This is a genomic window from Methylobacter luteus IMV-B-3098 (genome assembly GCF_000427625.1).
GTDB classification, from domain to species: Bacteria; Pseudomonadota; Gammaproteobacteria; order Methylococcales; family Methylomonadaceae; genus Methylobacter; species Methylobacter luteus.
In genome coordinates this window covers 1,065,969-1,091,976 of sequence record NZ_KE386569.1, presented here as the reverse complement: position 1 = coordinate 1,091,976, position 26,008 = coordinate 1,065,969, and the positions used below count along the sequence as shown (strand labels likewise).

20 protein-coding genes are annotated in these 26,008 nt (G+C 49.6%); 13 read left to right on the top strand and 7 right to left on the bottom strand.

Annotation, left to right across the window (positions count from 1 at the left end; translation table 11 throughout):
- Positions 1-478 precede the first annotated feature (478 nt).
- Positions 479-1,396: a TIGR01777 family oxidoreductase gene (locus tag METLU_RS0106840; protein WP_027157567.1), complete on the top strand. Its 918-nt coding sequence runs from the start codon at positions 479-481 to the stop codon at positions 1,394-1,396.
- A gap of 17 nt (positions 1,397-1,413) precedes the next feature.
- Here the strand turns inward: METLU_RS0106840 and METLU_RS0106835 are convergent, their stop codons facing one another.
- Positions 1,414-1,815, bottom strand: a complete 402-nt coding sequence (locus METLU_RS0106835) for a DUF1499 domain-containing protein (RefSeq protein WP_051300231.1) — start codon at positions 1,813-1,815, stop codon at positions 1,414-1,416.
- A 183-nt stretch (positions 1,816-1,998) separates the two neighbouring features.
- On the opposite strand from METLU_RS0106835, the gene METLU_RS0106830 reads away from it, so the two are divergent.
- The 5 genes from METLU_RS0106830 (at position 1,999) to METLU_RS0106810 (ending at position 5,761) form a co-directional block, all read left to right on the top strand.
- Positions 1,999-2,346 carry a phenylpyruvate tautomerase MIF-related protein gene (locus tag METLU_RS0106830; protein WP_027157565.1) on the top strand — a complete coding sequence of 116 codons (348 nt, stop codon included), beginning with the start codon at positions 1,999-2,001 and terminating at the stop codon, positions 2,344-2,346.
- 63 nt (positions 2,347-2,409) lie between these two features.
- On the top strand, positions 2,410-3,414 hold the full coding sequence (locus METLU_RS0106825; RefSeq protein ID WP_027157564.1) for a class 1 fructose-bisphosphatase: 1,005 nt from the start codon (positions 2,410-2,412) through the stop codon (positions 3,412-3,414).
- A gap of 51 nt (positions 3,415-3,465) precedes the next feature.
- Positions 3,466-3,915, top strand: a complete 450-nt coding sequence (locus METLU_RS24730; protein WP_036242914.1) for an excalibur calcium-binding domain-containing protein — start codon at positions 3,466-3,468, stop codon at positions 3,913-3,915.
- A gap of 62 nt (positions 3,916-3,977) precedes the next feature.
- Positions 3,978-4,913, top strand: a complete 936-nt coding sequence (locus METLU_RS0106815) for a YbgA family protein (protein WP_027157563.1) — start codon at positions 3,978-3,980, stop codon at positions 4,911-4,913.
- Between the two features lie 2 nt (positions 4,914-4,915).
- The gene (locus METLU_RS0106810; protein ID WP_027157562.1) at positions 4,916-5,761 is read left to right on the top strand and encodes an SDR family oxidoreductase; all 846 of its coding nucleotides are present in this window, start codon (positions 4,916-4,918) and stop codon (positions 5,759-5,761) included.
- Positions 5,762-5,772: 11 nt separating this feature from the next.
- Here the strand turns inward: METLU_RS0106810 and METLU_RS0106805 are convergent, their stop codons facing one another.
- The gene (locus METLU_RS0106805; protein ID WP_027157561.1) at positions 5,773-9,141 is read right to left on the bottom strand and encodes an alpha-amylase family protein; all 3,369 of its coding nucleotides are present in this window, start codon (positions 9,139-9,141) and stop codon (positions 5,773-5,775) included.
- A gap of 406 nt (positions 9,142-9,547) precedes the next feature.
- On the opposite strand from METLU_RS0106805, the gene METLU_RS0106800 reads away from it, so the two are divergent.
- From METLU_RS0106800 to METLU_RS27220, 5 genes are all read left to right on the top strand, one after another.
- Positions 9,548-10,249 (top strand): FHA domain-containing protein, encoded by a 702-nt coding sequence (locus tag METLU_RS0106800; RefSeq protein ID WP_027157560.1) that lies wholly within the window; start codon positions 9,548-9,550, stop codon positions 10,247-10,249.
- Positions 10,250-10,303: 54 nt separating this feature from the next.
- Positions 10,304-11,914: a serine/threonine protein kinase gene (locus METLU_RS26645; protein ID WP_027157559.1), complete on the top strand. Its 1,611-nt coding sequence runs from the start codon at positions 10,304-10,306 to the stop codon at positions 11,912-11,914.
- A gap of 37 nt (positions 11,915-11,951) precedes the next feature.
- A complete protein-coding gene (locus METLU_RS24720; protein WP_027157558.1) occupies positions 11,952-12,728 on the top strand; it encodes a PP2C family protein-serine/threonine phosphatase in 777 nt (258 codons plus the stop codon).
- A gap of 49 nt (positions 12,729-12,777) precedes the next feature.
- Entirely contained in the window at positions 12,778-13,227 is a 450-nt protein-coding gene (locus METLU_RS0106785; protein ID WP_027157557.1) for a glutaredoxin family protein, read from the top strand.
- Positions 13,228-13,637: 410 nt separating this feature from the next.
- On the top strand, positions 13,638-14,096 hold the full coding sequence (locus METLU_RS27220) for a Kazal-type serine protease inhibitor family protein (RefSeq protein ID WP_081679039.1): 459 nt from the start codon (positions 13,638-13,640) through the stop codon (positions 14,094-14,096).
- A gap of 287 nt (positions 14,097-14,383) precedes the next feature.
- On the opposite strand, the gene METLU_RS0106780 is transcribed toward METLU_RS27220, so the two are convergent.
- The 4 genes from METLU_RS0106780 to METLU_RS0106760 form a co-directional block, all read right to left on the bottom strand.
- On the bottom strand, positions 14,384-15,580 hold the full coding sequence (locus METLU_RS0106780; protein ID WP_231383696.1) for an IS4 family transposase: 1,197 nt from the start codon (positions 15,578-15,580) through the stop codon (positions 14,384-14,386).
- Positions 15,581-15,930: 350 nt separating this feature from the next.
- The gene (locus METLU_RS0106770) at positions 15,931-17,364 is read right to left on the bottom strand and encodes an efflux transporter outer membrane subunit (protein WP_027157555.1); all 1,434 of its coding nucleotides are present in this window, start codon (positions 17,362-17,364) and stop codon (positions 15,931-15,933) included.
- A 6-nt stretch (positions 17,365-17,370) separates the two neighbouring features.
- Positions 17,371-20,529 (bottom strand): efflux RND transporter permease subunit, encoded by a 3,159-nt coding sequence (locus METLU_RS0106765; RefSeq protein ID WP_027157554.1) that lies wholly within the window; start codon positions 20,527-20,529, stop codon positions 17,371-17,373.
- Positions 20,530-20,548: 19 nt separating this feature from the next.
- A complete protein-coding gene (locus tag METLU_RS0106760) occupies positions 20,549-21,658 on the bottom strand; it encodes an efflux RND transporter periplasmic adaptor subunit (protein WP_036242913.1) in 1,110 nt (369 codons plus the stop codon).
- A gap of 410 nt (positions 21,659-22,068) precedes the next feature.
- Between METLU_RS0106760 and METLU_RS0106755 the strand changes: the two genes are divergently transcribed.
- Together METLU_RS0106755 and METLU_RS0106750 are read left to right on the top strand one after the other, a co-directional pair.
- Positions 22,069-23,544 carry a sensor histidine kinase gene (locus METLU_RS0106755; protein ID WP_231383563.1) on the top strand — a complete coding sequence of 492 codons (1,476 nt, stop codon included), beginning with the start codon at positions 22,069-22,071 and terminating at the stop codon, positions 23,542-23,544.
- Entirely contained in the window at positions 23,541-24,893 is a 1,353-nt protein-coding gene (locus METLU_RS0106750) for a sigma-54-dependent transcriptional regulator (protein ID WP_027157551.1), read from the top strand. Before METLU_RS0106755 ends, METLU_RS0106750 begins: the two co-directional genes overlap by 4 nt.
- A gap of 283 nt (positions 24,894-25,176) precedes the next feature.
- On the opposite strand, the gene METLU_RS0106745 is transcribed toward METLU_RS0106750, so the two are convergent.
- Positions 25,177-25,692 carry a helix-turn-helix domain-containing protein gene (locus METLU_RS0106745; protein WP_027157550.1) on the bottom strand — a complete coding sequence of 172 codons (516 nt, stop codon included), beginning with the start codon at positions 25,690-25,692 and terminating at the stop codon, positions 25,177-25,179.
- Positions 25,693-26,008 lie beyond the last annotated feature (316 nt).

Sequence of the window (26,008 nt, the reverse complement as noted above, 5' to 3'; positions counted from 1 at the left end):
AAAACCAGACATATCATCATAATTGCGCAGGTTATTGAGCAAGGGATTATATAAAGCTCCGGATTAAATTCAAAAATTGCATCACTGCCTGATGCTGACGATAGACTGCCTATCACTAACCCAATAACGGAAAGAAAAAGTTCGCAATAAGAAGAAATTTTAAGCCTTGAAATACTTTTGATGTCATATCTTTACTCATTTGCTTCGTCATTCATCAAGTAAAAAAAGACCCTCCTCTTAGACCGCCAAGGAGGGTTTACCGAGGAGGATCGTTTAAAGTTCTTTAAAGTCAAGAACATAACAAACAAGACGAACCAATTAAGCGGACGCTCAATGCTACTTAGTAAATTTGACTCTTGTTTAAGATAAAAAATCCTCAGCTCATAACCTTCTGAAGAAGCAATTATTCCAAAAAAAGAATAGACAACTTATCCGGCAGTATCGGCTCTATTAGAAAAAACACAATGAGGGCAGGACCATGAATGTATTGATCACAGGCGGAACCGGCTTTATCGGCCATGCATTGGCGCAACACCTGAGCCGACTGGGTTATATTGTCACCGTTTTAAGCCGCAACCCCGACAAAGTCGCCGCAATCTGCGGTCCCGGTGTAAACGCACTGGGAGATCTTAAACTGCTTAAAGCCGAAGACGCCTACCAAGTCATCATCAATCTGGCTGGCGAACCCATTTTTGACGCTCGCTGGACCGCAGCCAGAAAAAAACTGATCCGGGACAGCCGCATCAACCTGACCGAACAGCTCGTTGACAGCATCGAACGCATGGCAGCCAAACCGGATCTGCTGATCAGCGGTTCGGCGGTCGGTTACTATGGCGATCAAGGCGATGCCGTCTTAACCGAACAATCGGCGCCGCGCCCGGACTTCTCGCACCAGCTTTGCGCCGATTGGGAACAGGCAGCCCAAAAAGCCGAACAGTTCGGGGTCAGAGTCTGTCTGATCAGAACCGGTCTGGTCATAGCCGGAGACGGCGGTTTGCTGAAGCGCATGCTGCTGCCTTTCCGCTTAGGGCTGGGCGGCCGCCTGGGCAGCGGTCGGCAATGGATGTCCTGGATACATCGCGAGGACTGGATCGCGATTGCCCAGGCCATGATCAGCGATCATTCCATGCAGGGAGCTTATAATGCAACCGCTCCCAACCCGGTCACCAATCGCGAGTTTACGCAAACGCTGGCATACTGCCTGAACCGCCCCGCCCTGCTTCCGGTTCCGGCCCGGCTGTTAAAAACCTTGCTCGGCGAAATGTCGGAACTGGTATTAGGCAGCCAGCGCATCATACCCGAGCGACTGCTGGCGCAAGGCTTCGAGTTTCAATACCCTGATCTGGTTTCGGCATTGAAGCAGGCGCTAATAAAGCAAGAGATGCTGAAAACCTGAAGGGACAATTCCGGAACTCACTCAATAACTCCGACATTCCGCAACGCAAGCCGCAGAGCCTCCATACGCCTGCGGTTGACGCCCAGATCGCTGTAACCGACGCGTGATGCGGAACGAACATGAATCAGCCCGGCCTTGGCATCGAGTATGGCGTCGATATCATCAACAAAACGAAAAACCAGACTGGTCGCCTGCGCGTGCAGCGCATCCTCCGTTTCTTCGGTAATAACAGTGCGGTTTTGACTGACAAGCGCCTGCTTCATTGCCGTCCAGGCATCTTCCGCCTTGCCGATAATTTTAAACGGGGCGATAAAATGCTCCTCATCCGCGGCCTGGCTCGAAACGCAGTTCGGACTGTTTGGGCATAGGGCCAGTTTTTTCTCGGATGCACTGGAATGGCTGGCAGTAATTAAAGTCATCGTAATAAAACCCGTATATAAAAGAGATTTAATGGTCATCGTTTTGCCTATCGCTAGCGTACAAGAGAGCATCTCATTTATCAGACACAAAAACCAGGCGGATTGTGAATCATCTTCACTAATCAACTTTTTACGATAAACTTTAACCCGATTCAAAACGCATCCTTATTCGGAGATAAAGCCATGCCTTATTTAAAACTAAGCACCACCGAATCCATCCCTGATGAACAATCGCCGCAATTGCTGGATCAACTGTCAAAATTGATGGCGCAACAAACCGGCAAGCCGGAACGCTATGTCATGGTGCAAGTCGAAGGTGGAAAAGCCATGCTTTTCGCAGGCAATAATCAGCCAGTGGCTTATGTTGAATGCAAGAGCATCGGCCTGACGACGGCGCAGGCCAAAGCCATCTCGTCTTCACTGTGCCGGTTGCTGAACGATACGCTACAGATCCCGTCGGATCGCGTCTATATCGAGTTAAGCAACTGCCCGGCCGAGTACTGGGGCTGGAATGGCTCGACCTTCGGCTAGTTAACCGGCCTGGTTCGGCCGAACCAGACCATAAAGAACAACGCACTAATAGAGGTATAAAACATGGCCAATCGTATCACTCTGACTCAGTTCATCATCGAACAGCAGCGCGAGTTGCCAGGCGTATCAGGCACATTCACGTTGCTGCTCAACGATATCGTGACCGCGTGCAAGAAAATATCGCATCTCGTCAATCAAGGCGACCTGATCGGCGTGCTGGGCAGCGCCGAATCCGAGAATGTGCAGGGCGAAGTGCAAAAGAAAATGGACATCATCACCAACGATATCATGATCAATGCGCTGAATTGGACCGGTCATCTGGCCGGCATGGCATCGGAAGAAGTCGACGATATCATCAAGATCCCTGACCAATACCCTAAAGGCAAATACCTAGCCTTGTTCGATCCGCTGGACGGCTCTTCAAACATTGACATCAATCTGACCGTCGGCACTATTTTCTCGATACTGCGCTGCCGGGAAGGCATCGATCCGACATTGGAGGATTTCCTGCAAAAAGGCTGCGATCAGGTATGCGCCGGCTTCGTGCTCTACGGTCCGTCGACCATGATGATTCTGACGACTGGGCACGGCGTCAACGGCTTCACGCTCGATCAGGATATCGGCGAATTCATCCTGACGCATCCGAACATGACCATTCCCGATGAAACCAGTGAATTCGCCATCAACATATCCAACCAGCGTTTCTGGGAAGCACCTGTGCAGCAGTACATCGATGAGTGCCTGCAGGGCAAGGAAGGTCCGCGCGGAAAAAACTTCAACATGCGCTGGGTCGCATCGCTGGTTGCCGAGGTCTACCGGATTCTGACGCGCGGCGGCGTCTTTCTGTACCCGCTGGATATGCGAGATCCGTCCAAACCCGGCAAACTGCGCCTGATGTACGAAGCCAATCCGGTCGGCTTTATTATCGAGCAAGCGGGCGGCGTCTGCTCGACCGGACGGGAGCGCATACTCGACATCAAACCGACAGACCTGCATCAACGCGTGCCCGTGATTTTAGGATCGAAAAGCGAAGTTGACCGGATTGTGAAATATCATCGGCAAGGCTGAAAAATAATCAAACTCGGTGCTTGTCGCCATCATCTCTAACTAAAAACAAAAATGAAATTATTACTGACAATCACATTATCGCTATTCAGCCTGAATGCCACTGCCGCTTATAAATGCGTCGTAAACGGCAAAACGATCTACTCCAACTCGGTGTGCGCTCAGGACGCACAGCAATTTTCAGTCGATAAAGACTCGGACTGGACCATGGAACTAAAGGTCAGAACCGCGCCGAAAGAAGATGCCCGTCTCAATGCTGTCAGATCCCTTCCTTTACCGGATAAACCCGCCGAGCAACCTGCTCCTCAAGCAGCGATTGAAAGCGTAAGCCATCCAGTCTCGAGCAAGCCGGCAAAAAATAATAAATTCAGCTGTGATGGCAGGGATCACTGCTCGCAAATGACTTCATGCGAAGAAGCAACTTTTTTTCTTGAAAACTGCCCAAATCAGCACACGGACGGTAACAATGATGGCGTCCCTTGCGAATTTCAATGGTGTGATTAACACTAGGCACCGCAAATCAGGGTTATGCCGTGCGCCAACCAAGCTTACTCTATTGATATATTATGAAAAAAATCCCCATCGGTATCAGCAGTTGTTTACTTGGTCAAAATGTCCGTTATGACGGCAGCCATAAGCATGATGCCTATATCACCGGCACGCTCGGCGAGTATTTCGATTTCCGGCCGTTCTGCCCGGAAGTTGAAATCGGCCTCGGCATACCGCGCCCGACTATCCATCTGGTCAAGGTCAATGGCGAGGTGCGCTGTATCGGCGTTAAAGACCCTGAGATCGACGTAACGGAGCGGCTGCGCAGCCATGCCGAACGACTGAAAGCGCAACATGCCGATCTATGCGGCTATATCCTGAAAAAGGATTCGCCGAGCTGCGGCATGGAGCGGGTCAAGGTTTATTCCGACAATATCCCCAAGCGGGACGGCATCGGCATTTATGCCGAGATCATGATGCGCAACAATCCGCTGCTGCCGGTAGAGGAAGAAGGTCGGTTAGGCGATGCCGGCCTGCGCGAGAACTTCATTCAGCGCGTCTATGTGCTGTACCGCTGGAAGCTAATGCTGGAAGAAGGGTTGACGGTACGCAATCTGACCCGTTTTCACGCCCGGCATAAGCTGATCATCATGAGCCACGGCGACTACCAGGAACTGGGCCAATTAACAGCCGGCGCAGCCCAGGATAATATCGAACAGGTTGCCGACCGGTATAGCCTGCTGTTGATGACGATGCTCAGAAAAGTCGCCAGCCGCGGCAATCATGTCAATGTTCTCCAGCACATCCAGGGCTATCTGAAAAAAGAGTTAAGCGCCGATGACAAGGCCGAGCTTTGCGAAATCATTGAACGTTACCGCCAGGGCGAAGTGCCGCTGATTGTGCCGTTGACATTGCTGAGGCACCATTTCCGCAAGGCGCCCGACCCTTATATTGACGATTCCTATTACATGTCGCCCTATCCTCATGAATTGCGGCTGATCAATCAGCTATAGCCATGGCAAACATAGCGATTGTCGGCTGCGGTGATCTGGGCACGCGCCTGGCTCATGTGTTGTCCGACAAGGGCCATCAGGTAACGGGTCTCAAACGTCATCCGCCATCCCATGAAGGCCGGATTAACTATGTCGCTGCCGACATCGCATCAGGCACAGGTCTTGATGCGATGGATATGGACTTCGACCAACTGTTTTTCATCGTTACGCCCGACGGGCGCAGTGAGTCGGACTATCGCGCCATTTACGAGACCGGTCTGAATAATCTGCTGGCCAAGCTGCCCGAGTGCCCGTGGATTTTTGTTTCGTCGACCAGTGTTTACGCGCAGTCCCGCGGCGAATGGGTCGATGAAGATTCGCCGGCTGAACCTCAGACGGTTACGAGTCAATTGATCCGGAAGGCCGAACAGCGATTGATAGAATCCAATCCCGATAACATCATCGTACGCTTCTCCGGCATTTACGGCCCAGGCCGCGAGTCGCTGTTAAGAATGGCCGCGCAATCCCCTGCCATCCAAAAAGAACCACCCTATTTCACCAACCGGATTCATCAGCAGGACTGCGTCGGCGTGCTGGCCTTTCTGCTTGAACAACGACTGGCGGGGCGCAAACTGGAACCTTGCTATCTGGCCAGCGATGATGACCCGGCCCCTTTATGGAATGTGGTTTCGTGGCTGGCAGAACGCATGCATTGCCCGTCGCCTGTCGTCAAAACGGTCGGCACGGATGCAGTTATGAACAAGCGTTGCAGTAACCGGCGCTTAAAAGATCTGGGTTATCAATTCCGCTATCCCGATTTCACCAAAGGTTATGCGGAGTTGATTGATAAAGGCGGCCTCGCTCTGTAAACACATTTGTCTCACTCCTTCTCCATCGGCCAGATATGGTAAAGCAGGATACGGATGCCGCCGGGGAAAGCATCCGGTTTCGCAGAGGAAAAGGTTACCGTGTTTTCGCCCGGTTTCAGTTTAAGTCTAAGATTGGAAAATTCGACCTTCTTTCCTGGCGCCATGCCTCCGGGCCAGTGAATCGTTTCGCCCGGCCCTTCCGAAGTCAATGCCTGCCCCGCCGCCAACGATTCAGGAAATACCGTGCTTTCTCCGTTGACCGTGATAATTGGCCGATCGAGCGAAGGCCCTGATGCAGGGGTTCGGAACGCACGGACACCGTCGAGTGCGACACGGACTGTCGTCTTGGCCGGTATGGCGTCGAAATAAAACAGAAGATGCTCCGTATTCGCCCAGTCGAACTGACTACCGGCCGGGAAGGGAAAAGTCAACAGGTGCCAACCCGAGAAGTTAATAATGGCTTGGAAATCAACATTATGCCCCTTTGAATCGCTGAGCTGGATGCGAAGCTGCTCGTACTTGGCGTCGCCCAGTACCCAGACGCCCAATGCGTTATTTCCCGTAAGGTTCAGAGGCTTCTCGAACCGCCGGCCGATTGCCGACCATCCTCCATAGCTCCCTTTGTTTACTGCCGAATAGAGCAAGGCGCTCCCGCCGGCCTTTACATCGTTTTTGGTTGTCTCGAAGCGCTGCCGCACTCCGTCACGTACAGGTCCGTTGGGCGACACCACCTTATCAGCATGAGCCACGAGCTTCTCATAGTGATTGCGATCGCTCATCTGGAAGTCGGCAGCGTTTTCAAAGCGTTCGATCGTAACCGCTTCCGGGCTATTATAGGCGACTGGTGCTCCGGACATCCTGCCTGCAATGATCTCCACCCCAAGTTGTTGGTCACTTGCCATATCGTTGCGGATGATCCAGGTATTTTGTTTGCCATCCAGCACATCCACGTATCTCACCGGTTGGTATAAGGCTCGGTAGAGCTGCCAACCGTCGCTTGCATCGCCAAACAGCTTGAAATCCTTCCGCGGTTCACTCAGCCTGGCTTTGACCGACGGGGAGATGGGTTGTGCATGCCTGTACTGTTCCCACTTTTGAAGGGTATCCATCATCTGGCGTGACTGCGTCTGACTCTCGAGCGCCGTCCGCGACGTCTCCAGCGAAATCGACCCGTCCACGCCCAGCGCTTTGGCGGCGACATACTCGAGCTGGTCCGGCCGCATGTCCTTGAACCAGTAATACCAGCCGATATCGGGACGGGTGAAATTGGCATCCATGCGCAGAATCCCGGGCCAGCGTTCATCGAGATAGCCCTTGATGTCGCCATGGCCGTCCGCCGAAGCCGAACGCGGCACGATGTGCCACCGCAAGTCGGTTCCGGGGCCATTGCTGACCTGATAGAGCACATGCTTCTTGAATTTACGGTAATAGGCCAGGTGCATACGGTTGAGATAGTACCAGCTGTCGATATACGCATCGATGATGCCATCGCTGGCGTCAAAGTACACCATGTCGAAATCCGCATTATTAAAGACATCGGCGAAGGTTTGGGTAAGCTCATCGGCGAGCGTGCTGTCAGGATCGACAAGAAAATATCCCCACAGCGTGAGAAGCCCATTTATGCTCGATCCGGCGGGATGAGCCTCTGCCTTGGTGCCCAATGCGCCGCGCACACAACGAACATACCGAAACGGTGGGCCCGGCTCCGCGGCTTCATAACGGATGATCTCATCGCCGATCCTCAGGTACGGGCCTGGAAACTCCTTGCTGCGTGGGCCTGTCGGCGGCAAGCCGGGTTTGGCCGACAGCGTGATGGTAGTGGCTTTCTCATCGAGCGCCTCGGCGAGAGCCGGAACGGGAACCGTCGCCAGACGATCATCCGGCTTCGGCGTGATGTAGGAATCGTTCGGCGAAATCGAAGGGCCAAACACATGCACGCCTGCCTCAAGCCCCGCAGCGTGAATCTTCGCCACCGCCGCCTTCACCCCGTCAAGACCGTGCGGAAAATTATCGGTATTGATCCGATAATGGCCGTGGGTATCCAGCCAGTTATCTTTCAGGAAAATGATGGCGCCGAATCCGCCAAGTCTGGCATAGTCGATCAGCGCGTCGATATTGTCTTCCGATGCATCGGTGGCTAACAGATAGGATTTTTGAACGGATTCCGAATCACGCGCCCACTTTCCGTCCAGTTCAGGAGACGGCAAGCCTCCCGCGCGCTCGGCTTCCCGGATCGCGGACTTGAAGTCCTTGATGGGCGCCGCCACGAGCGAAAATTTCGCGCCGGCGATGCCATGGCTGCGATGAGCTTCCCCTTTAAGCAATTGTATCGAATTGTTTATCGACAGTGGACGGTTGACAGTATTTTCGGTGATGCCGAAGAAAGACGCGCCGAACTCTTTATCGTAAGTTGCGTTGAAGGTTGGTGCCACGGTCTCAAGGCGCTGCAAAGGAAATTCGATGTAAAGGGCATCGAGGTCTGCCGGTTCGGCGCTCAGCACTTCGAAGGTGAAATGTTGCTGCGCAGGAATAACGCGCAAACTGACCTTGACCTGGGGATCGATGAACTCCGCAGTCAGGACATCGTCTTTCCGGGAAATCCGGGTTACCGGCATGCCTTGCATGCCTGCCCGGGAAGCGGTCAGCATCGGCCGCCTGGCTGCATTGGGAACGTAGTCTTTGCCGGAAGCCAGGCTGACAAAGTGAGTCAAAAAACCGGAAGGCGATAAACTCAACTTTACGGCTTCGTTCTGAATAACCGTGTCCGCCGCATTAGCCGGCAATTCCGGCAAATCCACGGATTCCACGCGGATGTCGTCGACATCGATACCGGCCTGGGAAGCCGTGGAAATGACTAATGCCGAACGCTGATACCCTTCGCCGGCAGGCTGATAGAAGACGGAGAACTGCTGCCATTTCGAGCCGGCATATTCCTGCAACAGAGTCTGACCTCCGACCGGGCCTTTCTGGAAATACTCGTAGGTTTGCACTGCGAACGCGCCGCCTCTGGCCCATAAGGAAATACGATACCACTTGCCCGCCTGCAAGCCTTGGCAGCTCTGATACAGATGCGCGGCGCCGCGAGTTGATGCCAGTATCCGGGCAAATCGCGAACCTGAGTGCGGACCATCGGCGCCAATCAGCAATTGGCCTGGATAAGCCGGGTTTGGTTTCCAGTTCAAGGGAATCTCCCCGACTGCATCCAGCTTCCACCCCTCTACCAATCCATCAGGACCGGGTTTGGCATCATGGAGAGACTCGAAACCGCCGTTTTTGAGCATGGCATCGCGTTCATCGGCCATCGCCAGGCGGCTTGTCGCCATTACCATGAAAGCCGCAGTGAAGATCACTGTTGCGCTTAACCCTGTCCGCAATTTCATTTTTCATTCCTTAAGATGCTTTTGAAAATTTTCAGACTTCCGGAACCGGCCGGCTTATCCGACTGCTCTTTGGGGTTCTGTTACGTTAGCGGAGAAGCCTCATCGCTGGTGATTTTATCCGGTTCTGTCGTAAAAATTATCAAACCAGTAGACAGTTCATCGTTTTAAGGGATTGGAAAATACAAAAAATCAGTTCCGGAAGCTTCCGTTATCTGAAAGACATTGGTCCACACACCGTTTTTTCTATCCGGTATGCGGTTTTTTATCATGGCTGATGGTCAATATTGGGCACACCGATAACTTTTGACTTTGGCTTTATGTTTATTTTAGGAGGCAGTAAACACCAAATAAATAATTTTTATCCTATACTTTTCATTTTGATTTTTTTGATCAAACAGACTCCGCCATGAGCTACCTAAATATCTACTTTAACGATGAACTCAGATCCAAACATGAAGTGAAATCTCTCATCACCCGAATTGGCCGTAATCAGGATAATGATGTGGTGATCGACAACGCAGGTGTTTCAGGTAATCACGCCGAAATCATAAAGAACGGCGACAAATACACCATTCATGACCTGAATAGCAAAAACGGCGTTTATGTTAATGGCGAGCGGATATCGGAGACTGAATTAAAGCTTGGAGACGAGATAAGTATTTTTAAACACAAATTAAGATTCATCGCGGTCGATTTACCTGTTTCCATTGAAACGACAAACTCAACATCCTCAATTGAAAAAAACAATAGCGCCCAATCGGCTACTGTGGAGGTTGACGTTTCCAAATTGGAAAGTCTGATAAAAGAAAAGGAAGCAAATAATGCCTACCTTGAAGTTTCGAGCGGCGCGATGAGCGGCCGGAAATTCAGATTATCCAAAACCCGGTTTAATGTCGGCAAATCCCCGGATTGCGATTTCCAGACCGGCGGCTGGTTTGCTCCAAAAATCGCCGCCAAAATCGTTCGTCAAAGCGACGGATATTATCTGGTTCCGGAAAAACGCGGAAAAACCCGGCATAACGGCAGCACAGTCAAAACCAGGATCAAACTCAGGCATGGCGATGACATCGAAATCCGCGGAACAATGTTTCATTTCACAAATAAATAATGAGTCGCTGATTAAAGGCGTTAAACCCTTACTCTCAATAGTGAAAAACTGACATTGACTATCCACGTTCCCGGCTACACAGTCCAGAAACTTTTGGGCGAAGGCGGCATGGCTTCTGTTTATTTAGCGACACAGAAGTCTCTTGATCGCCCTGTCGCTTTAAAAATACTGAAAAGATTTGATACCGAAGCGCAAATCAGGCGTTTTTTCAATGAAGGCAAGATCATTGCCTCATTGAACCACCACAATATTATTACCATTCATGATTTGGGAGAGGTCGATGGACGATGCTTTCTGGCAATGGAGTATATTGAGGGCGGCGATCTCAAGCAGCGCATCGATACCGGTTTGCCGCCGGATGAAGCCATACAGTTGATTAAACTGATCGCGCATTGTCTCGACTTTGTACACCAGAAGGGCATCATCCACCGCGATATCAAACCTGAAAATATTCTCTTCAGAAAAAACGGTACGCCCGTCCTGACGGATTTTGGCGTGGCCAAACAGCTACAGGCCGATACCTCATTAACCATGGACGGCTCGGCTATCGGCAGTCCCCATTATCTAAGCCCGGAGCAGGCTGAGCAGAAACCGCTCGATGCGAGAACGGATATTTATAGCCTCGGCATTATTCTCTACGAAATGCTGACTGGCCAGAAACCGTTTCAAGGCGATTCTCCCATAGAAATCATCATTGCGCATTTAACGACCGAAGCCCCCCCGCTACCCAAAAGCCTGGCAAAATATCAGGAACTACTGGATTTGATGATTGCCAGGGATGCGAATGATCGATTCGACTCTGCCGCTGATTTAGTCGACTATCTTGGAAGACTACAGAAACCCGCTTCCAGCCATGTGTTGGGCAAGAAAATCGGTAAAATCATTTCCTCCACTGAAAAAAAAACCAAAGCGTCAGTTAAAAATCCGTTATCGACAAACCAGACAATCAAGCCGGGAAAACCCCTATACAAACCCGTATTGTTTGGCGTGACAAGCGCCGCCATACTATCGGCCGCTATTTATTTTTACCCTTACCTGAATACAAAGCCGGCCCCGCAAGAGAACTCTTCAGCTGATTCCGTCCAGGATCCCGTCCGGGATAAAAGCACTGCTACCGAAACAGCATCTGCTTTATTAGACAACAACAGAATTCAACAGCTACTGGCTCAGGCAAAAGCTCTTCTGGATAATCCGAACACATCCCTGCCAATTCTGAAACAGGCATACGATGCCTACAATCTGGTGCTTAAGATGGATCCAGACAATGCTGTTGCATCAGAGGGGATAACACACGTCGGAGCACTGTACGCCACCATGCAGGATAAAGTTGATTTTTATCTTTCCGAAGCGAGAAAGGCCTTACAGAATTACAGATTGACTTCGCCTTCAAGACATAACGCCCTGTTCTATTTTCATGAAGTCCTGCTCCTGGACCCTAACAATGCTGAGGCTCAACAAGGCAAATCCAAAATTGCAAATGCCTATGCGGACCTCGCTGAGTCTAATCTGGATGCTTTTGATTACACCGCTGCCAAAGCCAATATTAAAAAAGGACTTTCCATTTATCCGGACTCATCCAGATTATTAGCACTCAGAAAAAAAACCAATGCATTTACGGATGCCCCCAAGCGCCTGTTCGGAAAAATCAAATCCATTTTCAATTGAACAATGGATGACAATACATTAAAAAGAGGAGTCACTGATGCCCTGGAAATTTGGACAAGCAATTAACATAGGCAAACGAAGTGAACAGCAGGACCGCATAGGCATATTCCACGCAAAAGATGGGAACAGACATCTGATGGTCGTCGCCGACGGCATGGGCGGGATTCCCAAAGGGGGCCAGGCAGCGCAAATTGTCGTGGATACCGCAGAACAGGCTTTCAAAAAAAACAAAATCCGCAACCCCGAGTTATTTCTCGAAGATATTTGCACTCGATCCCATGAAAGGATCAATCAGCTTGAAACGGATCTTTCGTTGGCGCCCGGCACAACTTGCGTCTTGTTATACATCGACAAACGTCAGGCCTATTGGGCTCATATCGGCGACTCGCGCCTATATCATTACAGGCAGGGCCTGTTGATCAATCAAACGCTGGATCATTCACTGATGCAGCTGATGATTGATCAAGGTGCCATTGAAGAAAACAGTAATGAGGCCAAATCTTTACAAAACCAGCTCTACAAACGCCTGGGCGGCCCCAAGAAACCGGAGCCCGATATTCATGCAGACGCTCTAAAAAATGGGGATCTATTCCTGCTATGCAGCGACGGCTTATGGCAATTCATAGAAAAAAACCGGATTCCGGCTATTCTTCAGGATCATCCACTGGATCAGGATGGCGCTGAGCATCTTGTAACCCTAGCTTTACAGAATGGAGGCCGGCATTGCGACAATATCAGCGTTACATTGGCTCAGTGGGAAAAAACGCAAACAAATTTAATACAGAAAATGCGCAACTTTTTTAACAAGAATTAATGCCGGCATTCTTCTGTTATCCAGCTCTCACGAATTCAAATATAGCTTTATGCAAAGTAATAAGTCTCTTTTCAAGCAATCGTTGTTGTTTATCTTAATTTTTCTTGCAGGCGCCGCTTCCGCTCAAGTTTACAAATGGACTGATGAGTCAGGAAAAACGCATTTCAGTGACGCTCCGAGCAGAAATCATGTTGTTAAAGAGGTATCGATTAATGTCAAAAGCGCCAGTCATGCAATAAATTCATCTAATGAACTCGCGGACGACAAAACAACTGAGAATGTGGTTATGTACGCAACGAGCTGGTGCCCTTATTGCAAAAAAGCGCGCAAATATTTTCAGGATAACGGAATACCCTATACGGAATATGACATTGAGAAAGATGCGCGCGCTAAACGCATGTATGACCAGCTTGGCGGCAAGGGAGTACCCGTTATTCTTGTTGGCGAAAAGCGCATGAACGGGTTCAGTGTGTCGGATTTCGAACGAATATACAAATAGCTTTGGCCGAAAACAATTAATGAGTCTCAACGACAATCGAGTGTTGCTCCTGCCCGTCTATCGTACATAAATGGGTGTTATTCCGCTTGGAAACACAGCTTTCAGAGAATTGTTGACAGCGCAATTCCTCTAGCATATAAGTTATGCCGACTTGGATAATAACTTATTATGCCTATGCTCGCATGCCGACACAGCACAAATCCATGCACTACAGGCCCCTGCTTCGAACCGCCACAAGGCTTGATGCCGTTGCCGAGGCAGGGTGTTTCTCTGACAGTTGCGCCCTATCCAAGAACGGGACCGACGCAATGGACGCTTCATGAACCCTGACGCAGAACAACCACGCGCGCCCATCAAGGAGCTTTTTATATACTCTTTACTAATAGATACCTGTTACGGAGATAAAAGCCATGAACACTTTCATCACTTCATTCGTCGGTTTCTGTATGGCTCTCGTTCTGGCGGGCTGCGAGGATAAATCGTCGCAACCCACACCCTCCGAGAATGCGGTTTGTGGCACTATCCGGGGGCTAACCTGCCCTGACCATCAGTATTGCGATTTTGGCGTCGGTCAATGCAAAGTTGCCGATGCACAAGGCACTTGCAAGACCAAGCCCTCGGCTTGTACAAGAGAATTTGACCCGGTATGCGGCTGCGACGGCAAAACCTATGGCAATGCATGTGAAGCAGCTTCGGCAGGCGTTTCTATCGACCATAAGGGTGAATGCCCATCACCAGCCCCCCAGGCCTGCGGCGGGATAGCCGGAATTCAGTGTCCGCCCCACCAGGTCTGCGCCGATGATCCAAATGATAGCTGTGATCCCGCCCGGGGAGACAAGGATTGTCTGGGAATATGCAAAACCGAGTAGGATTCCCTGAAGCGGCTCATTAAAAAGCCGGAGCACAATTACCGCTGCGTTATCTTTCTTCCGAAAGGGAGAAGGTAACGCAGCGCTTGCACCGTAGGGTTAAGATTTGATGTTACGCATGGGTAGCTTTTTATGCCGTGTGCCGCTCACGGGCACTACGGATTCTGAGTCTCCTTGACCGAAAGCGGCCCAATGCGCTTGTAGGTGCGAATTCATTCGCACTATTCGCACTAAATGACTAACAAGGCGTCCCGGGTCGAATGAATTCGACCCCATAGGCATCAACTTTAGAAAAAGACACCCCCTGCTTCCAATTGTTGTGAGGTATTAGGCTTCTTTTTCCTGGAGTTGAGCGAACAGCCCTGTTCGAATCGATCCGCTAATTCCTTCAGTAGCTCGACCAAGACATCAAAATCGTCGATGCAGTGCGCCAACCGTGCCGATTGCTCTTTAATCATCTGACAGCCCTTGACCAGACTGCGGTGAGGCCGTCGCCATAGCCCTGTCAATACGATCCAATGCTGAACCAGCACACCCAAGAGTTTGGCGTATAGCTCGCAAAGGATTCGTTGCGGTTTTTCACTATGGGAATAGCCCAGCCGTCCATGGGTTTTCCACAGCTTGAACATCAGTTCGATTTGCCAGCGGACCCCATACAGCAACAAACAGTCGTCTTGTATTAGTTTTTCGGGCTCAACATTGGTAATCAGCATCTGCCAGTCGCACCACGCAAGGCTCTCCGCCTTAGGCATCCGGCCATGTTTTTGGGCACGCTCCAGCATTATTGCCCGTCGCCGTGCGGCGGCTTCCTCGGGCAGCTTCCATATTAGCCAGCGCACCTTTAAGTGTTCGGCTGCGCCCACTTTGACCGTCCGCTCATGGCGCACGACGCCTTGTTTTGACAAGGCGTGCAAATAGGCGGGCACGTCAATCGGGTCGCCCTCCAGCGTCAACACCTGCGTCCGCGGTTGCAGGCGGGAAATCCAATACTCGCCGCGCTGATCCTGCTCTTTCATGCGGGCCAGGTTGAAATAGCCCAGATCTTGCAGGCGCAGGCTGCCCGGTTCGTAAACCGACTCGGCTACAGGGCTGCGGTTGTCCGAATGACGGCCCGGCAACAAGCCCAAATGCAGTTGGCCTGTTTTTAACTCCAGACAGGTGTCGATCTTCACGGCCGCTTTACTGGCATTCCCTGAGCCACCCACACCCTGCCAGACCGTCTCCAGCTCGGTGGGCAACGTGACCGTGCGGGTATCCGAGAGGTAGACCGCTGTAAAACGGTTCAATCGTTCAATATCGACCTCATGGCTGGCCGTAATCACTTGCGCAATCGCCGCTTCCAAAACGCTTCTCATCAAGTCGCTGGCCGCTGGGGTAAAACGCTTGTCCAGCCCCTGCGCGGAAATCCTCAGGCCATGGCTGTAACCGGCCCTGGCGATACCTTCAACGGAAGGCGAGTGGTTTTGTAGCCAGGCAAATAGCAGTGCCTTGACAAAATTCGAGCCGGTTACTTTGCGGCTGCGCTGGATGAAGCCGTTTTTTTTGCCAGTTCATTCGCCTTATCGGTCAGGACGTACTGCAGTGCCTGTGCAATCTTTGAAAAAATGTTCATTAATACTTTCATTGACATCATTGTAGATCCCTTAATTTTGCAGCAAATCAAGCACCTATGTCTAGATTTCATTAAGTTGATGCCTATGGGGTCGAATTCATTCGACCCTACAGGCGCATTTGACGTAGGGGCAAATTGTCTGCGTAACATCAGTCATGATTGTTAAACCCATAAAAGGCAATTGATCCAGAATCCAGGATGAGTATAAGCGCGGGGAAACTATCACGCCCATCCTCCTCCTAGCGCCTTATAAATTTTAACGGTTGCTATCCGTTGCCGCTTGATCACATCAATTAACTCTAGATTGGCCTGCAATGCGTTTTGCTGTGCGATAAGCACCTCCAGGTAGGTTGCCCTGGCAGATTTATAAAGTTCGTCAGATGTTTCAACCGACTGTTTCAATGCCTCGCTTTGTTGCTTTTTCCGGGAATGGATCTGTTCCAGATTCTTAATATTGGAAAGTTCGTTTGCCACCTCGACATAGCCGTTCAAAATGGTTTCCTGATAGTTATACATTGCCGTCAACTGGTTGGCTTTTGCAGTGTTGAACTGTGCTTTCAGCGCATTCATATTGATCAGCGGCGCCACTATGGTTCCAAAGAGTGAATAAGCGAGTGATGCAGGCGTCTGAAATAAAAACTCAGGATTGAATGCCTGATAACCCAAGGTCGCCGTAATATTAAAATTCGGGAAAAAAGCCGCCCTTGCCGCTTTCAGATCAAACTTGCTGGCCTCAATCTGATGTTCGGCTTCACGAACATCGGGACGGTTCGCCAGCAATTGCGAAGGAACGCCCGATGCGATTTGTTGAGGAGCTGCTTCGAACAACACTTCCTTCTTCCTATCAATGGACTGCGGATAGCGTCCCAGCAGGAAATTAAGCCGGTTTTCGGTTTCCGTGATTTGTTGCAGCGCCTGTTTTTCCAATACCTGCGTATTGAGCAATTGGGCCCTGAACTGCTGCACGGCCAATTCATTCGCCCTGCCGGCCTCTTTCTGCAGTTTTACGACCTCCAGCGCCTCCTGCTGTTTCAGGGCGGTCTGCCTGATGATGTCCAGTTCATTATCCAAGGCCAGCAGTTCGTTATAGTGAATCGCGACATCGGCAACCAGATTTGAAATGACAAAGTTGGTTCCTTCGATGCTTGACAGATAACCCGAAACCGCCGACTTGCGCTGGTTGCGCAGCTTACCCCAGACATCGACTTCCCAGGATGCCTGCAGGCCCACGAACATATCGGTCAAATTTTCGGGCACGATTTGGCCGGGCGTGATTTCGGTGGAAGCATTGCCCGCTCCGTCCATGGTGTAAAGCCCGAATTTTTGGACTCCTCCGCCTATACTCAGATCCACTTTCGGCAGCAGGGCGCCGTTTGCCAGTTTCACGCTTGAACGTGAAACTTCAATCCGCTGCAAGGCCATCTGCAAATCGAGGTTGTTGGCCACAGCGGTATCGATCAGCTTTACCAGGAGCGGATCGGTAAAGTATTGTCGCCAGTTGATGTCTGCAATAGTCGTGGTTGCATCTTTTTGATTTGGAAAACTGACAGGTATCGCCTTTTCCGGAATGGACACATTGGTATCGAGCGATGCACAACCATTGATGTTTACGGCCAAAAACGAAATGACCAAGGGGTAATAAATTTTATTCTTCATTTAATTTCAAATAGTTTCAGAGAATGCAATTTCTTCTTTTCTTCCGTTGCGCTTGTGCTTATCTGCAATGCTTGCAAACACCACATAGAGCCCCGGAATGACAATCACCCCGAAAATTGTCCCGAAAAGCATTCCCCCGGCCGCTGCCGAGCCGATGGTATTGTTGCCTATCTTTCCTGCGCCCGAGGCGAACATCAACGGAATAAGGCCGGCAATAAATGCAAAGGATGTCATCAAAATAGGACGCAGACGCAGTGCGGCGCCTTCGATAGCCGCTTCAAGCGGCGTTTTCCCCAGCCGGTGCTGCATCGTGGCATATTCAATGATCAGAATGGCGTTCTTGCCGAGAATGCCGATCAGCATAATCATGGCGATTTGCGCGTAGATATTGTTTTCCAGGCCCATGACCATCAGTAAAAACAAGGCCCCGAATATGCCAATCGGCAGGGAAAGAATAACCGGCATGGGCATCAGGAAGCTTTCATATTGCGCGGCGAGGAGCAGATAAACGAACAACAGGCAAATCATGAAAATATAAACAGCCTGATTGCCCGCCTGCGCCTGGTCCCTGGACGATCCCGCCCAATCGTAGCCAAAGCCTTTCGGCAGTTTTTGCGCGGCCACGTCCTTGATTGCGGCGATAGCCTGCCCGCTGCTGTACCCTGCCGCAGGCTGGCCGTTGACCATGGCGGAAGTGTACATGTTGTAGCGTGTCACCTGCTCCGGGCCATAGACTTTTTCAACGCGAAGAAAAGAAGAAAAAGGCACCATGTTCCCCGTCTCGTTTTTGATATACAGTTTCATCAGATCGTCAGGTTGGGCGCGGTATTCGGGCAATGCCTGCACCATGACTTTGTACATCTGGCCGAAACGGATGAAGTTGGTGGCATATTCGCTGCCGATCAGTGTCTGTAGCGTGCTCATGGCATTTTCCGCGGTGATGCCTTTTTGCGCGGCCTTATCGCCGTCAACATGCAGCAGAAACTGCGGAAAACTGACGTTGAAGGTGGTAAAGGCATTCACGATCTCGGGCCGTTTGTTGAGTTCTTCCACAAAGTCATCGGCCACTTGCTGCAATTTTTGAAGATCGCCCGAGCCGGTCTTGTCCAGCAAGCGCATTTCAAAGCCGCTGGAGTTGCCATAACCCGGCACCGGCGGCGGCGTGAAGAACTCAATGCTGGCATCTTTGATATGCCGGGTTTTTTCTTCAAGCTCACGGATGATGTCCTTATCGGAAGCCGTTCTTTGGTCCCAGTTTTTTAAACTGATCAGATTCATGCCATAAACGGCGCCTGTACCTTCGGAGAGCAGACTGAACCCTGCCAGACTGGAAACCGAACTCACGCCATCCAGACCCGATGCGACGCGTTGCACTTCATCCGACACTTTTTCGGTGCGCTCAAGGGTTGCTCCCGATGGCGCCGTGATATTGGCATATATGGTTCCTTGATCCTCTTCAGGAATAAAACCCGAAGGAATATAAGTCCCTATCAAGCCGGAACCTCCGGAAAATCCGACTAATATGCCAAAGGTTATAAGCCTTCTGTTGGCGATTGCGCCGATCAGTTTTTTGTAATTGTCGGACAGCTTGTTGTAGCGGTTGTTAAATCCCGCAAAGAATCTCTGCAGACCCGATTTTTCAGCGTGTTCAGCATTATGAATATTTTTGAGAAACAAGGCGCAAAGCGCCGGGGTCAGTGTCAGCGCCGTGATCCCCGAAAGGACGATGGAAAACGCCATGGTCAGGGAGAACTGCCGGTAAAAAACGCCCTCGGGGCCTTCCATAAAGGCCACCGGCAAAAACACGGCCGACATCACCAGCGTGATCGCGATAATCGCCCCGCTGATTTCACGCATCGCTTGTTCCGTTGCCTTTCGCGCACCGATTCCCGAATGCTCCATTTTGGCATGCACAGCTTCAATCACCACAATGGCATTGTCTACGACGATACCGATGGCCAGCACCAGGGCGAAAAGGGTGATGAGATTGAGAGAAAACCCCATGAGCTGCATAAAGAAAAAGGTGCCGACCAGCGATACCGGCACGGCAATAATGGGTATGACGGTGGAGCGAAAATCCTGTAAAAAGACAAACACCACCAAGGCAACCAACAGGAAGGCTTCTACTAAAGTTTTAATGACCTCATGAATGGAGGCGTCCAGAAACTCGGAAACATCATAACTCAGGGTATAGTCCATGCCCGGCGGGAAGGAAGTTGACTTTATCCTTGTCATGGTCGTTTTGATATTGTCGATTACCTCCTTGGCATTACTGCCCGGACGCTGCTTTAACAAAATGGCGGCAGAGGGCTGGCCGTTTTCCTTGGAAAGCACGTTGTAATCCTGAGAATCGAATTCGACTTCGGCAACATCTTTGAGGCGCAGTATTTCGCCATTCTCCTTGCCGCTTAAGACGATATTCTCATACGCCTCCCTGGTATTATACTTGCCGGTATACTTTAATACGTACTGAAGCGCCTGCGCCTTTTTGCCTGAGCTTTCTCCAATTTTACCCGGCGCCGCCTCTACGTTCTGGGCTTTCAGCTTTTCAATTATTTCAGTAGCCGAGATGTTGTACATCACCAATTTATCTGGCTTCAACCATACGCGCATGGCGTATTCCCTGGACCCCAATATTTCGGCAAAACCTACCCCTTCTATTCGTTTGAGTTCTTTTAAAACATTGATGTCAGTAAAATTGTAAAGAAATTTTTCATCCAACGTTGGATCCGAACTGAGTATATTGATATACAACAGCATACTGTTCTGCACTTTCTCTACAATAACCCCCGCCTTAATCGCTTCCGCGGGCAACTCATCCAGCACCGAAGACACCCGGTTCTGAACGTTGACAGCAGCGACTTCCGGATCGGTCCCGGCCTTAAAAATAATCTGTATTTCGCCGCTGCCGTCATTGCCGGAGACAGACGACATATAAGCCATGCCGGGCACACCATTGATCGCTCTTTCGAGCGGCGTTATTACGGCCTTGACGACAACTTCCGCATTGGCGCCGGTGAATTTTGTCGTAACATTGACCTCCGGCGGAGCAATATCGGGAAATTGTGTGACAGAAAGTTGAGTTAAAGACAATAATCCCATCAAAGTGATAAGAATGGAGATTACGATCGACAGTACCGGACGATGAATAAATCTAGCAGTCATGATGATCCTTACCGCCCAGTTAAGCTTTAACGTCTAGCGACATCACATTTGCTAAATCAACATCAACAGGATGTATTTTATGTCCATCCCTTACATTCTCAACGCCTTCGAACAGTATCCTTTCGTCTTTTGACAAGCCGGATTCCACGACATAAAAATCCGTAAAGCGCATTTTGGGAACGATATTTCTTTGCTCTAGCACACCCTCCTGATTGACCACGAAAACATAAAGCTTGTCCTGAATTTCAAACGTTGATTTCTGAGGAACTTGCAAGGCGTTCTCAAGCTGTTTGTTGACAATGACCTTGCCGCTCGCTCCGTGTTTTAAAATGGCATCCGGATTCGGAAATCTTGCCCTGAAAGCAATATTACCGGTTGAGCCGTCGAATTCACTTTCGATCATTTCTATTTTTCCTTCGTAATCATAGAGAGCATTGTTGGCAAGTTTTAAACTCACGGTTTTTGTCTTTTTTTCGCCAGCGGTCATGTAATTCAGATAATCGATTTCCGACAGATTGAAATAGGCAAAGACCTCCTGATTGTCGGAAATAGAAGTCAGCATATCGCCCTCTGCAATCAAACTGCCGACCTTGTTCGGAATCCGGTTGATAATGCCGTTGTAGGGCGCTTTTATTTGTGAAAATGAAAGCTGTAAAGCGGTCTGCTCTTTGTTTGCCAAAGCCTCTTCCACATCGGCTTTTAATGCGTCCACTCTGGCTTTTGTTACGGCAAACTCCGCCTTGGACACAATGTTTTTTTCCGCCAACCGCTTCACGTTTTTTAATTCCACTTGGGCTGCCTTCAGATCGGCAATGGCATTCTTGTAAACCGCATTGGCTTTTTGCAATTCTTTTTCAAATTCCAGAGAGTTAAGCGTAAATAGCAGTTGCCCTTCCTTTACCCGCTGGCCTTCGTCCACATGAATTTTTCCAATGTAGCCTTTAACTTTGCTTCTGATCTCTACATATTTCACCGACTGAATCTCGGCTACATATTCGTTACTGTAGGTAGTGTCCTTTAATAGGGGGGTTACCACCTGATGGATTTCGACGGTATCGGTTTCTTTTTTTGAGGTGCAGGATGCCGTGATCAGGCACAATGCAAGAAACAATATTTGGCTATTTTTCATTTGAAGTCGTTTAGGCAATTGAATTTCTGACACAGCAAGAGAATCGTACGGATTTTCTTCGTGCTGTTAGGATTATGGTTTTTTAAACAGATGAAATTTAAGGTATAAAATTTTTTTTGTTCTGTTCATTAAACCCAGCTTTTACTTTTTCTATTAACGCATGCTTAAATTGGAAAACTGAATGCTGAAAGGCGGACGCAGTTCTCAGAAAACTGGTACAAATGAATAAATGAGTTGTTGTTGACAGCATTGCAAGTAATGAAATTATTGATTGTCTTAGATAATAAGCAAAAAATAGGCCAAAATAAGCAAAACAAATCACATTGTCTTTCTTATAGTTAGCTCATCTAGCAGATTTGCGGGCTTGAACAAATGTTGCATTTTGCAACAAGCAGATGCAAAATACTTCAATGTCAGTTATCTATAAATTAACTTTCTCCCTGTTTGTCCTGACATTGATAGTTTTTGGCATCTATGGAACGTATCAACTTCGAACCGAATCACAGGATTTACGGGATGATGTTGAAAAAGAAACGCGCTTATTGGCCCACAGTTTGCTTGTTTCGGTAGAAAACGCCATACGGGACCAGCAAATGGAAGACGTGCAAAAACTTTTGCAACAGTTAGAACGCCTCAAGCCTTCTATTGATGTGCGTATCTACATTCAAAATCGTAACGTTATCCGTTCGGATGCAAAAAGCGTGGTTTGGCCGGAAAAAGTAAAAGAGGCTTTATACCAGGCTGCACTTGATGGCGAAACGAAACAATTTTATTTTCCCGCGGATGAGCCCGATTTCCTGGTGCTGTCGTTACCTTTCAATAAGGCTTCAACTGATATGCCAGGCAATCTGGCCGTGGTGCGATCGTTGCAAAAGATGAAAGAGGATTTAAGTAAAACGAAAACTTATATTCTTTTGTCTTTTTTTTCCTTGATTTTATTTACCTCCCTGCTTTGTTTCTTTTTAGGTCACATTTATATTTCCCGTCCGTTACGAGAACTCCGTCAAGCCATGCTGGCTTTCAGGAACAGCAGAGAACCGCCAGAGCCCTTACCGACAACCGGTAACGACGAACTTTCTTCCGTGACGCAGGAATTTAACCGGATGACTGCGCAATTATTTTCGGCTTACCGCAGGCTGGAAGCCGAAACGCAACAGAGGCGACAACTGCAACGGGCGCTGCAAAATGCGGATAAAATGATAACGATCGGCCAGCTATCGGCAGGACTGGCCCATGAAATCGGTTCGCCTTTGCAAATCATTAACGGCCGGGCAAGAGCGCTGGCTGGCGGCGGCGAGGATTTGAAAGAGGTGCAGCGGATAGCCAGTATTCTGGTCGATCAGACTGACCGTATCACGCGAATTGTCCAGCGCCTTCTGGAGTTCGCCCCGCGCCCCTCATCCGAACCCGTGCTCTGCAATGTCATCCGGGCTATAGCGGAAGTCATTGATATGCTGGGTTTTGAAGCGCGGCGTCAAGGGGTGATCATGACTTATACGCACCCTGAAACATTGCCCCTTTTGTTGATCAATAAAGATGGCATCCAACAGATCGTTTTAAACTTGCTGTCCAATGCGCTGGCCGCCATCGTCGGCACAGGCTCGATCACTGTCGATTTATCCCAGGATTCAATTATTTATGCCGATAATGAAATACCGGCGCTGCGACTTACCGTAAGCGATACGGGAACAGGCATCGCGCCGGAACATCTGCCCTATCTTTTCGAACCCTACTTCACCACCCGCAGCAAACAAGGCGGCACCGGTCTTGGTTTAGCCGTGGTCAAGACGTTAGTTACCGAAATGGGAGGCAGCGTCATTGCCGAAACAGAATCCGGCAACGGCAGCCGGTTTATCCTTCATTTACCATGGAAAAACCCATCATGACTGTAGAAAACACTCGCCTGCTGGTGATCGATGATGATCCCGGCATTGTTGATTATCTGCTCGACATGCTGCGGCATGAGGGTTATTCGGTCACCGGATTCACGCAAACCGACGAAGCACTCCGTGCTATAGAAAAAGAGCCATTCGATCTCGTCATATCCGATGTGGTCATGCCCGGCATGCGCGGTCTTGAATTAATTACCGCCATTCACCATAAACGGCCCGAACAACTGGTATTACTGATTACCGCCTTTGGCAGCATCGATCTGGCGATGCAAAGCATGCGTGCGGGCGCCTGCGACTTTTTAACCAAACCGTTTCGTATAGAAGAGCTTTACTCCGCAGTAACCCGTGCGCTTGAAGACCGGCAGATGAGACGTACGGCGGTAAAAATCGACTATACCGATGATAAAAATAGCGACACGAGTGTTTTTATCACCCGCAGCGCTTGCATGCGACAATTGATCACCCTGGCAAAACGGGCTGCCGCAGTGAATTCGACGGTGCTTTTAACGGGCGAAAGCGGCACCGGCAAAAGCGCGGTGGCGCGCTGGATTCATGATAACAGCCCGAATCGTCAAGGGCCTTTTATCGCCATCAATTGCGCAGCATTGCCGCACAGCCTGGTGGAAAGCGAATTGTTCGGCGTCCGCAAAGGGGCTTTTACCGATGCCAGCAAAGACAGGCCGGGACTGTTTTTGCAAGCCGATTCCGGAACATTGTTTCTTGATGAAATCGCGGAACTGCCTTTGGAAATACAACCCAAGTTGCTGCAAGCGCTGGAAACCGGAAAAATCCGCGCACTCGGCGACACCAAAGAAGAGGAAGTCAATGTCCGCCTGATCGCTGCGACCCACCAGCCTTTGGAGCAACGCATCAACGACAAACTGTTCCGCTCGGACCTTTATCACCGATTGAATGTAATCAGTCTTGAAGTGCCGCCTTTACGAGAGCGCAAGGAGGATTTTAACGAGTTGATCAAGACATTGATCGATACGATCTGCCAGCGTCTCGGCAAACAGGGGCCTGTCAATATTTCGGCGGAGGTATTGCGCTGGATACAAGCCTACCATTGGCCGGGCAATGTCCGGGAACTCGCCAACACCTTGGAACGGGCCATCGTGCTTGCCGAACATGACACGCTTTTTATAGAGGATTTAGCACAAGCGTCGAAAATTCCTTTCAGCGACAAGAGTTTTCTGGAACTGGCAATGATGCAGGGATGGACGGTGGAAGACATCGAGCAGGCTTATATCCGCCATGTTATGGAAGCAACCAGCGGCAATAAGATTCAGGCGGCCCGGATACTCGGCCTGGACCGCAGCACCCTGTACCGCAAGCTGGGATAATGCTTTCTTGCAGAAGAATCGATCGTCTCATCCGAATCACGGCCGATTCATTTCAGGCGCCTCTTTGCGCCGTTTGTTATTCTTGGGTGCATGGCACCGTGGCAGTGGAGAAGAGTCCATATCATCATCCTATGGCCCTGTTTCATAAAGAGCATCTCCAGCGCAGCAAATCGCCATTTCAAGCAGGCCAGTAATATTGCGAAACACTTCGGTTGCAAGGCTCCGTTTGTTGGTGGATTGCCAAGGCAAATCTACCCTACAATTCATCCGTCATACGGCCATGTTATAGATGGTTTACGCTCTCATTTCCGGTTTTGCGAACTTTATTAAGTAAGAGATTTTCGATCAGCGATATGTCTGGATAGTTGAATCTAGTCATTAAGTCAAAAGCGACATAAAACAAATCTCTCCGACTTGCTTCCGTATCAGAATAAAGCCCTTCGCAAATCAAACGATTGCACATATCGATAATTTGTAGCCAATATCGTTCCGTTTCTGAGACAGTTCTTTCATTAACCTTGGGTAGCGTCTCCATTAATCGATTTGAGCCTGGCAACCGATTGTCACTTGTAGCCTGATCGTCAATCTCTGGAATTGGCTCAAGTCCTCTTAATTGCGACTCCGTTATACCAAAGGCTTTAGCTATCTTTCCAACATTCCTGGATCTTAAATCCTCATGCTTCCCTGTTAAAAATCTGTGAATAGTAGGCTGCGGTACGCCTGACCTATTCTCAAGGTCATAGGCGTTCCAGTTGCGCTTATCAAGCTCTTTCTTAAGTGTTTCGCGTAATTTATTCATCTAACGATAATGAATGGCTCACATTCTCATTTTTACTCTTGTGAGATTTGCTATCTAAAAGCTGTTCTATTAATGATATTTCAGGGTAATTATAATAAGTCATAGCGTTGAAAGCTTCCCAGAATAATGTCCGGCTAGCTTCCGTATCAGGATAAAATCCATCAGCTATCAATTTTTTACACATCATTACCACTATACGCCGTACGATTTATTTCTCCACACCGAAGCTTCATTCCAACGCTGTCGGCAAATCGTCAGGAGCGCCACACCAACCAACAGGTAGTAATCCGTCCGAAACGTAACAATGGATTGTCGA

What these genes read in the sequence shown, in the direction of transcription:
- METLU_RS27220 (WP_081679039.1), top strand. Translation starts at nt 13,638, where the DNA reads ATGAACACTTTCATCACTTCATTCGTCGGTTTCTGTATGGCTCTCGTT.
- METLU_RS0106840 (WP_027157567.1), top strand. Translation starts at nt 479, where the DNA reads ATGAATGTATTGATCACAGGCGGAACCGGCTTTATCGGCCATGCATTG.
- METLU_RS0106835 (WP_051300231.1), bottom strand. Translation starts at nt 1,815, where the DNA reads ATGACTTTAATTACTGCCAGCCATTCCAGTGCATCCGAGAAAAAACTG.
- METLU_RS0106815 (WP_027157563.1), top strand. Translation starts at nt 3,978, where the DNA reads ATGAAAAAAATCCCCATCGGTATCAGCAGTTGTTTACTTGGTCAAAAT.
- METLU_RS0106785 (WP_027157557.1), top strand. Translation starts at nt 12,778, where the DNA reads ATGCAAAGTAATAAGTCTCTTTTCAAGCAATCGTTGTTGTTTATCTTA.
- METLU_RS0106830 (WP_027157565.1), top strand. Translation starts at nt 1,999, where the DNA reads ATGCCTTATTTAAAACTAAGCACCACCGAATCCATCCCTGATGAACAA.
- METLU_RS0106765 (WP_027157554.1), bottom strand. Translation starts at nt 20,529, where the DNA reads ATGACTGCTAGATTTATTCATCGTCCGGTACTGTCGATCGTAATCTCC.
- METLU_RS0106825 (WP_027157564.1), top strand. Translation starts at nt 2,410, where the DNA reads ATGGCCAATCGTATCACTCTGACTCAGTTCATCATCGAACAGCAGCGC.
- METLU_RS0106750 (WP_027157551.1), top strand. Translation starts at nt 23,541, where the DNA reads ATGACTGTAGAAAACACTCGCCTGCTGGTGATCGATGATGATCCCGGC.
- METLU_RS24720 (WP_027157558.1), top strand. Translation starts at nt 11,952, where the DNA reads ATGCCCTGGAAATTTGGACAAGCAATTAACATAGGCAAACGAAGTGAA.
- METLU_RS0106745 (WP_027157550.1), bottom strand. Translation starts at nt 25,692, where the DNA reads ATGAATAAATTACGCGAAACACTTAAGAAAGAGCTTGATAAGCGCAAC.
- METLU_RS24730 (WP_036242914.1), top strand. Translation starts at nt 3,466, where the DNA reads ATGAAATTATTACTGACAATCACATTATCGCTATTCAGCCTGAATGCC.
- METLU_RS0106760 (WP_036242913.1), bottom strand. Translation starts at nt 21,658, where the DNA reads ATGAAAAATAGCCAAATATTGTTTCTTGCATTGTGCCTGATCACGGCA.
- METLU_RS0106755 (WP_231383563.1), top strand. Translation starts at nt 22,069, where the DNA reads ATGTCAGTTATCTATAAATTAACTTTCTCCCTGTTTGTCCTGACATTG.
- METLU_RS0106805 (WP_027157561.1), bottom strand. Translation starts at nt 9,141, where the DNA reads ATGAAATTGCGGACAGGGTTAAGCGCAACAGTGATCTTCACTGCGGCT.
- METLU_RS0106800 (WP_027157560.1), top strand. Translation starts at nt 9,548, where the DNA reads ATGAGCTACCTAAATATCTACTTTAACGATGAACTCAGATCCAAACAT.
- METLU_RS0106810 (WP_027157562.1), top strand. Translation starts at nt 4,916, where the DNA reads ATGGCAAACATAGCGATTGTCGGCTGCGGTGATCTGGGCACGCGCCTG.
- METLU_RS0106770 (WP_027157555.1), bottom strand. Translation starts at nt 17,364, where the DNA reads ATGAAGAATAAAATTTATTACCCCTTGGTCATTTCGTTTTTGGCCGTA.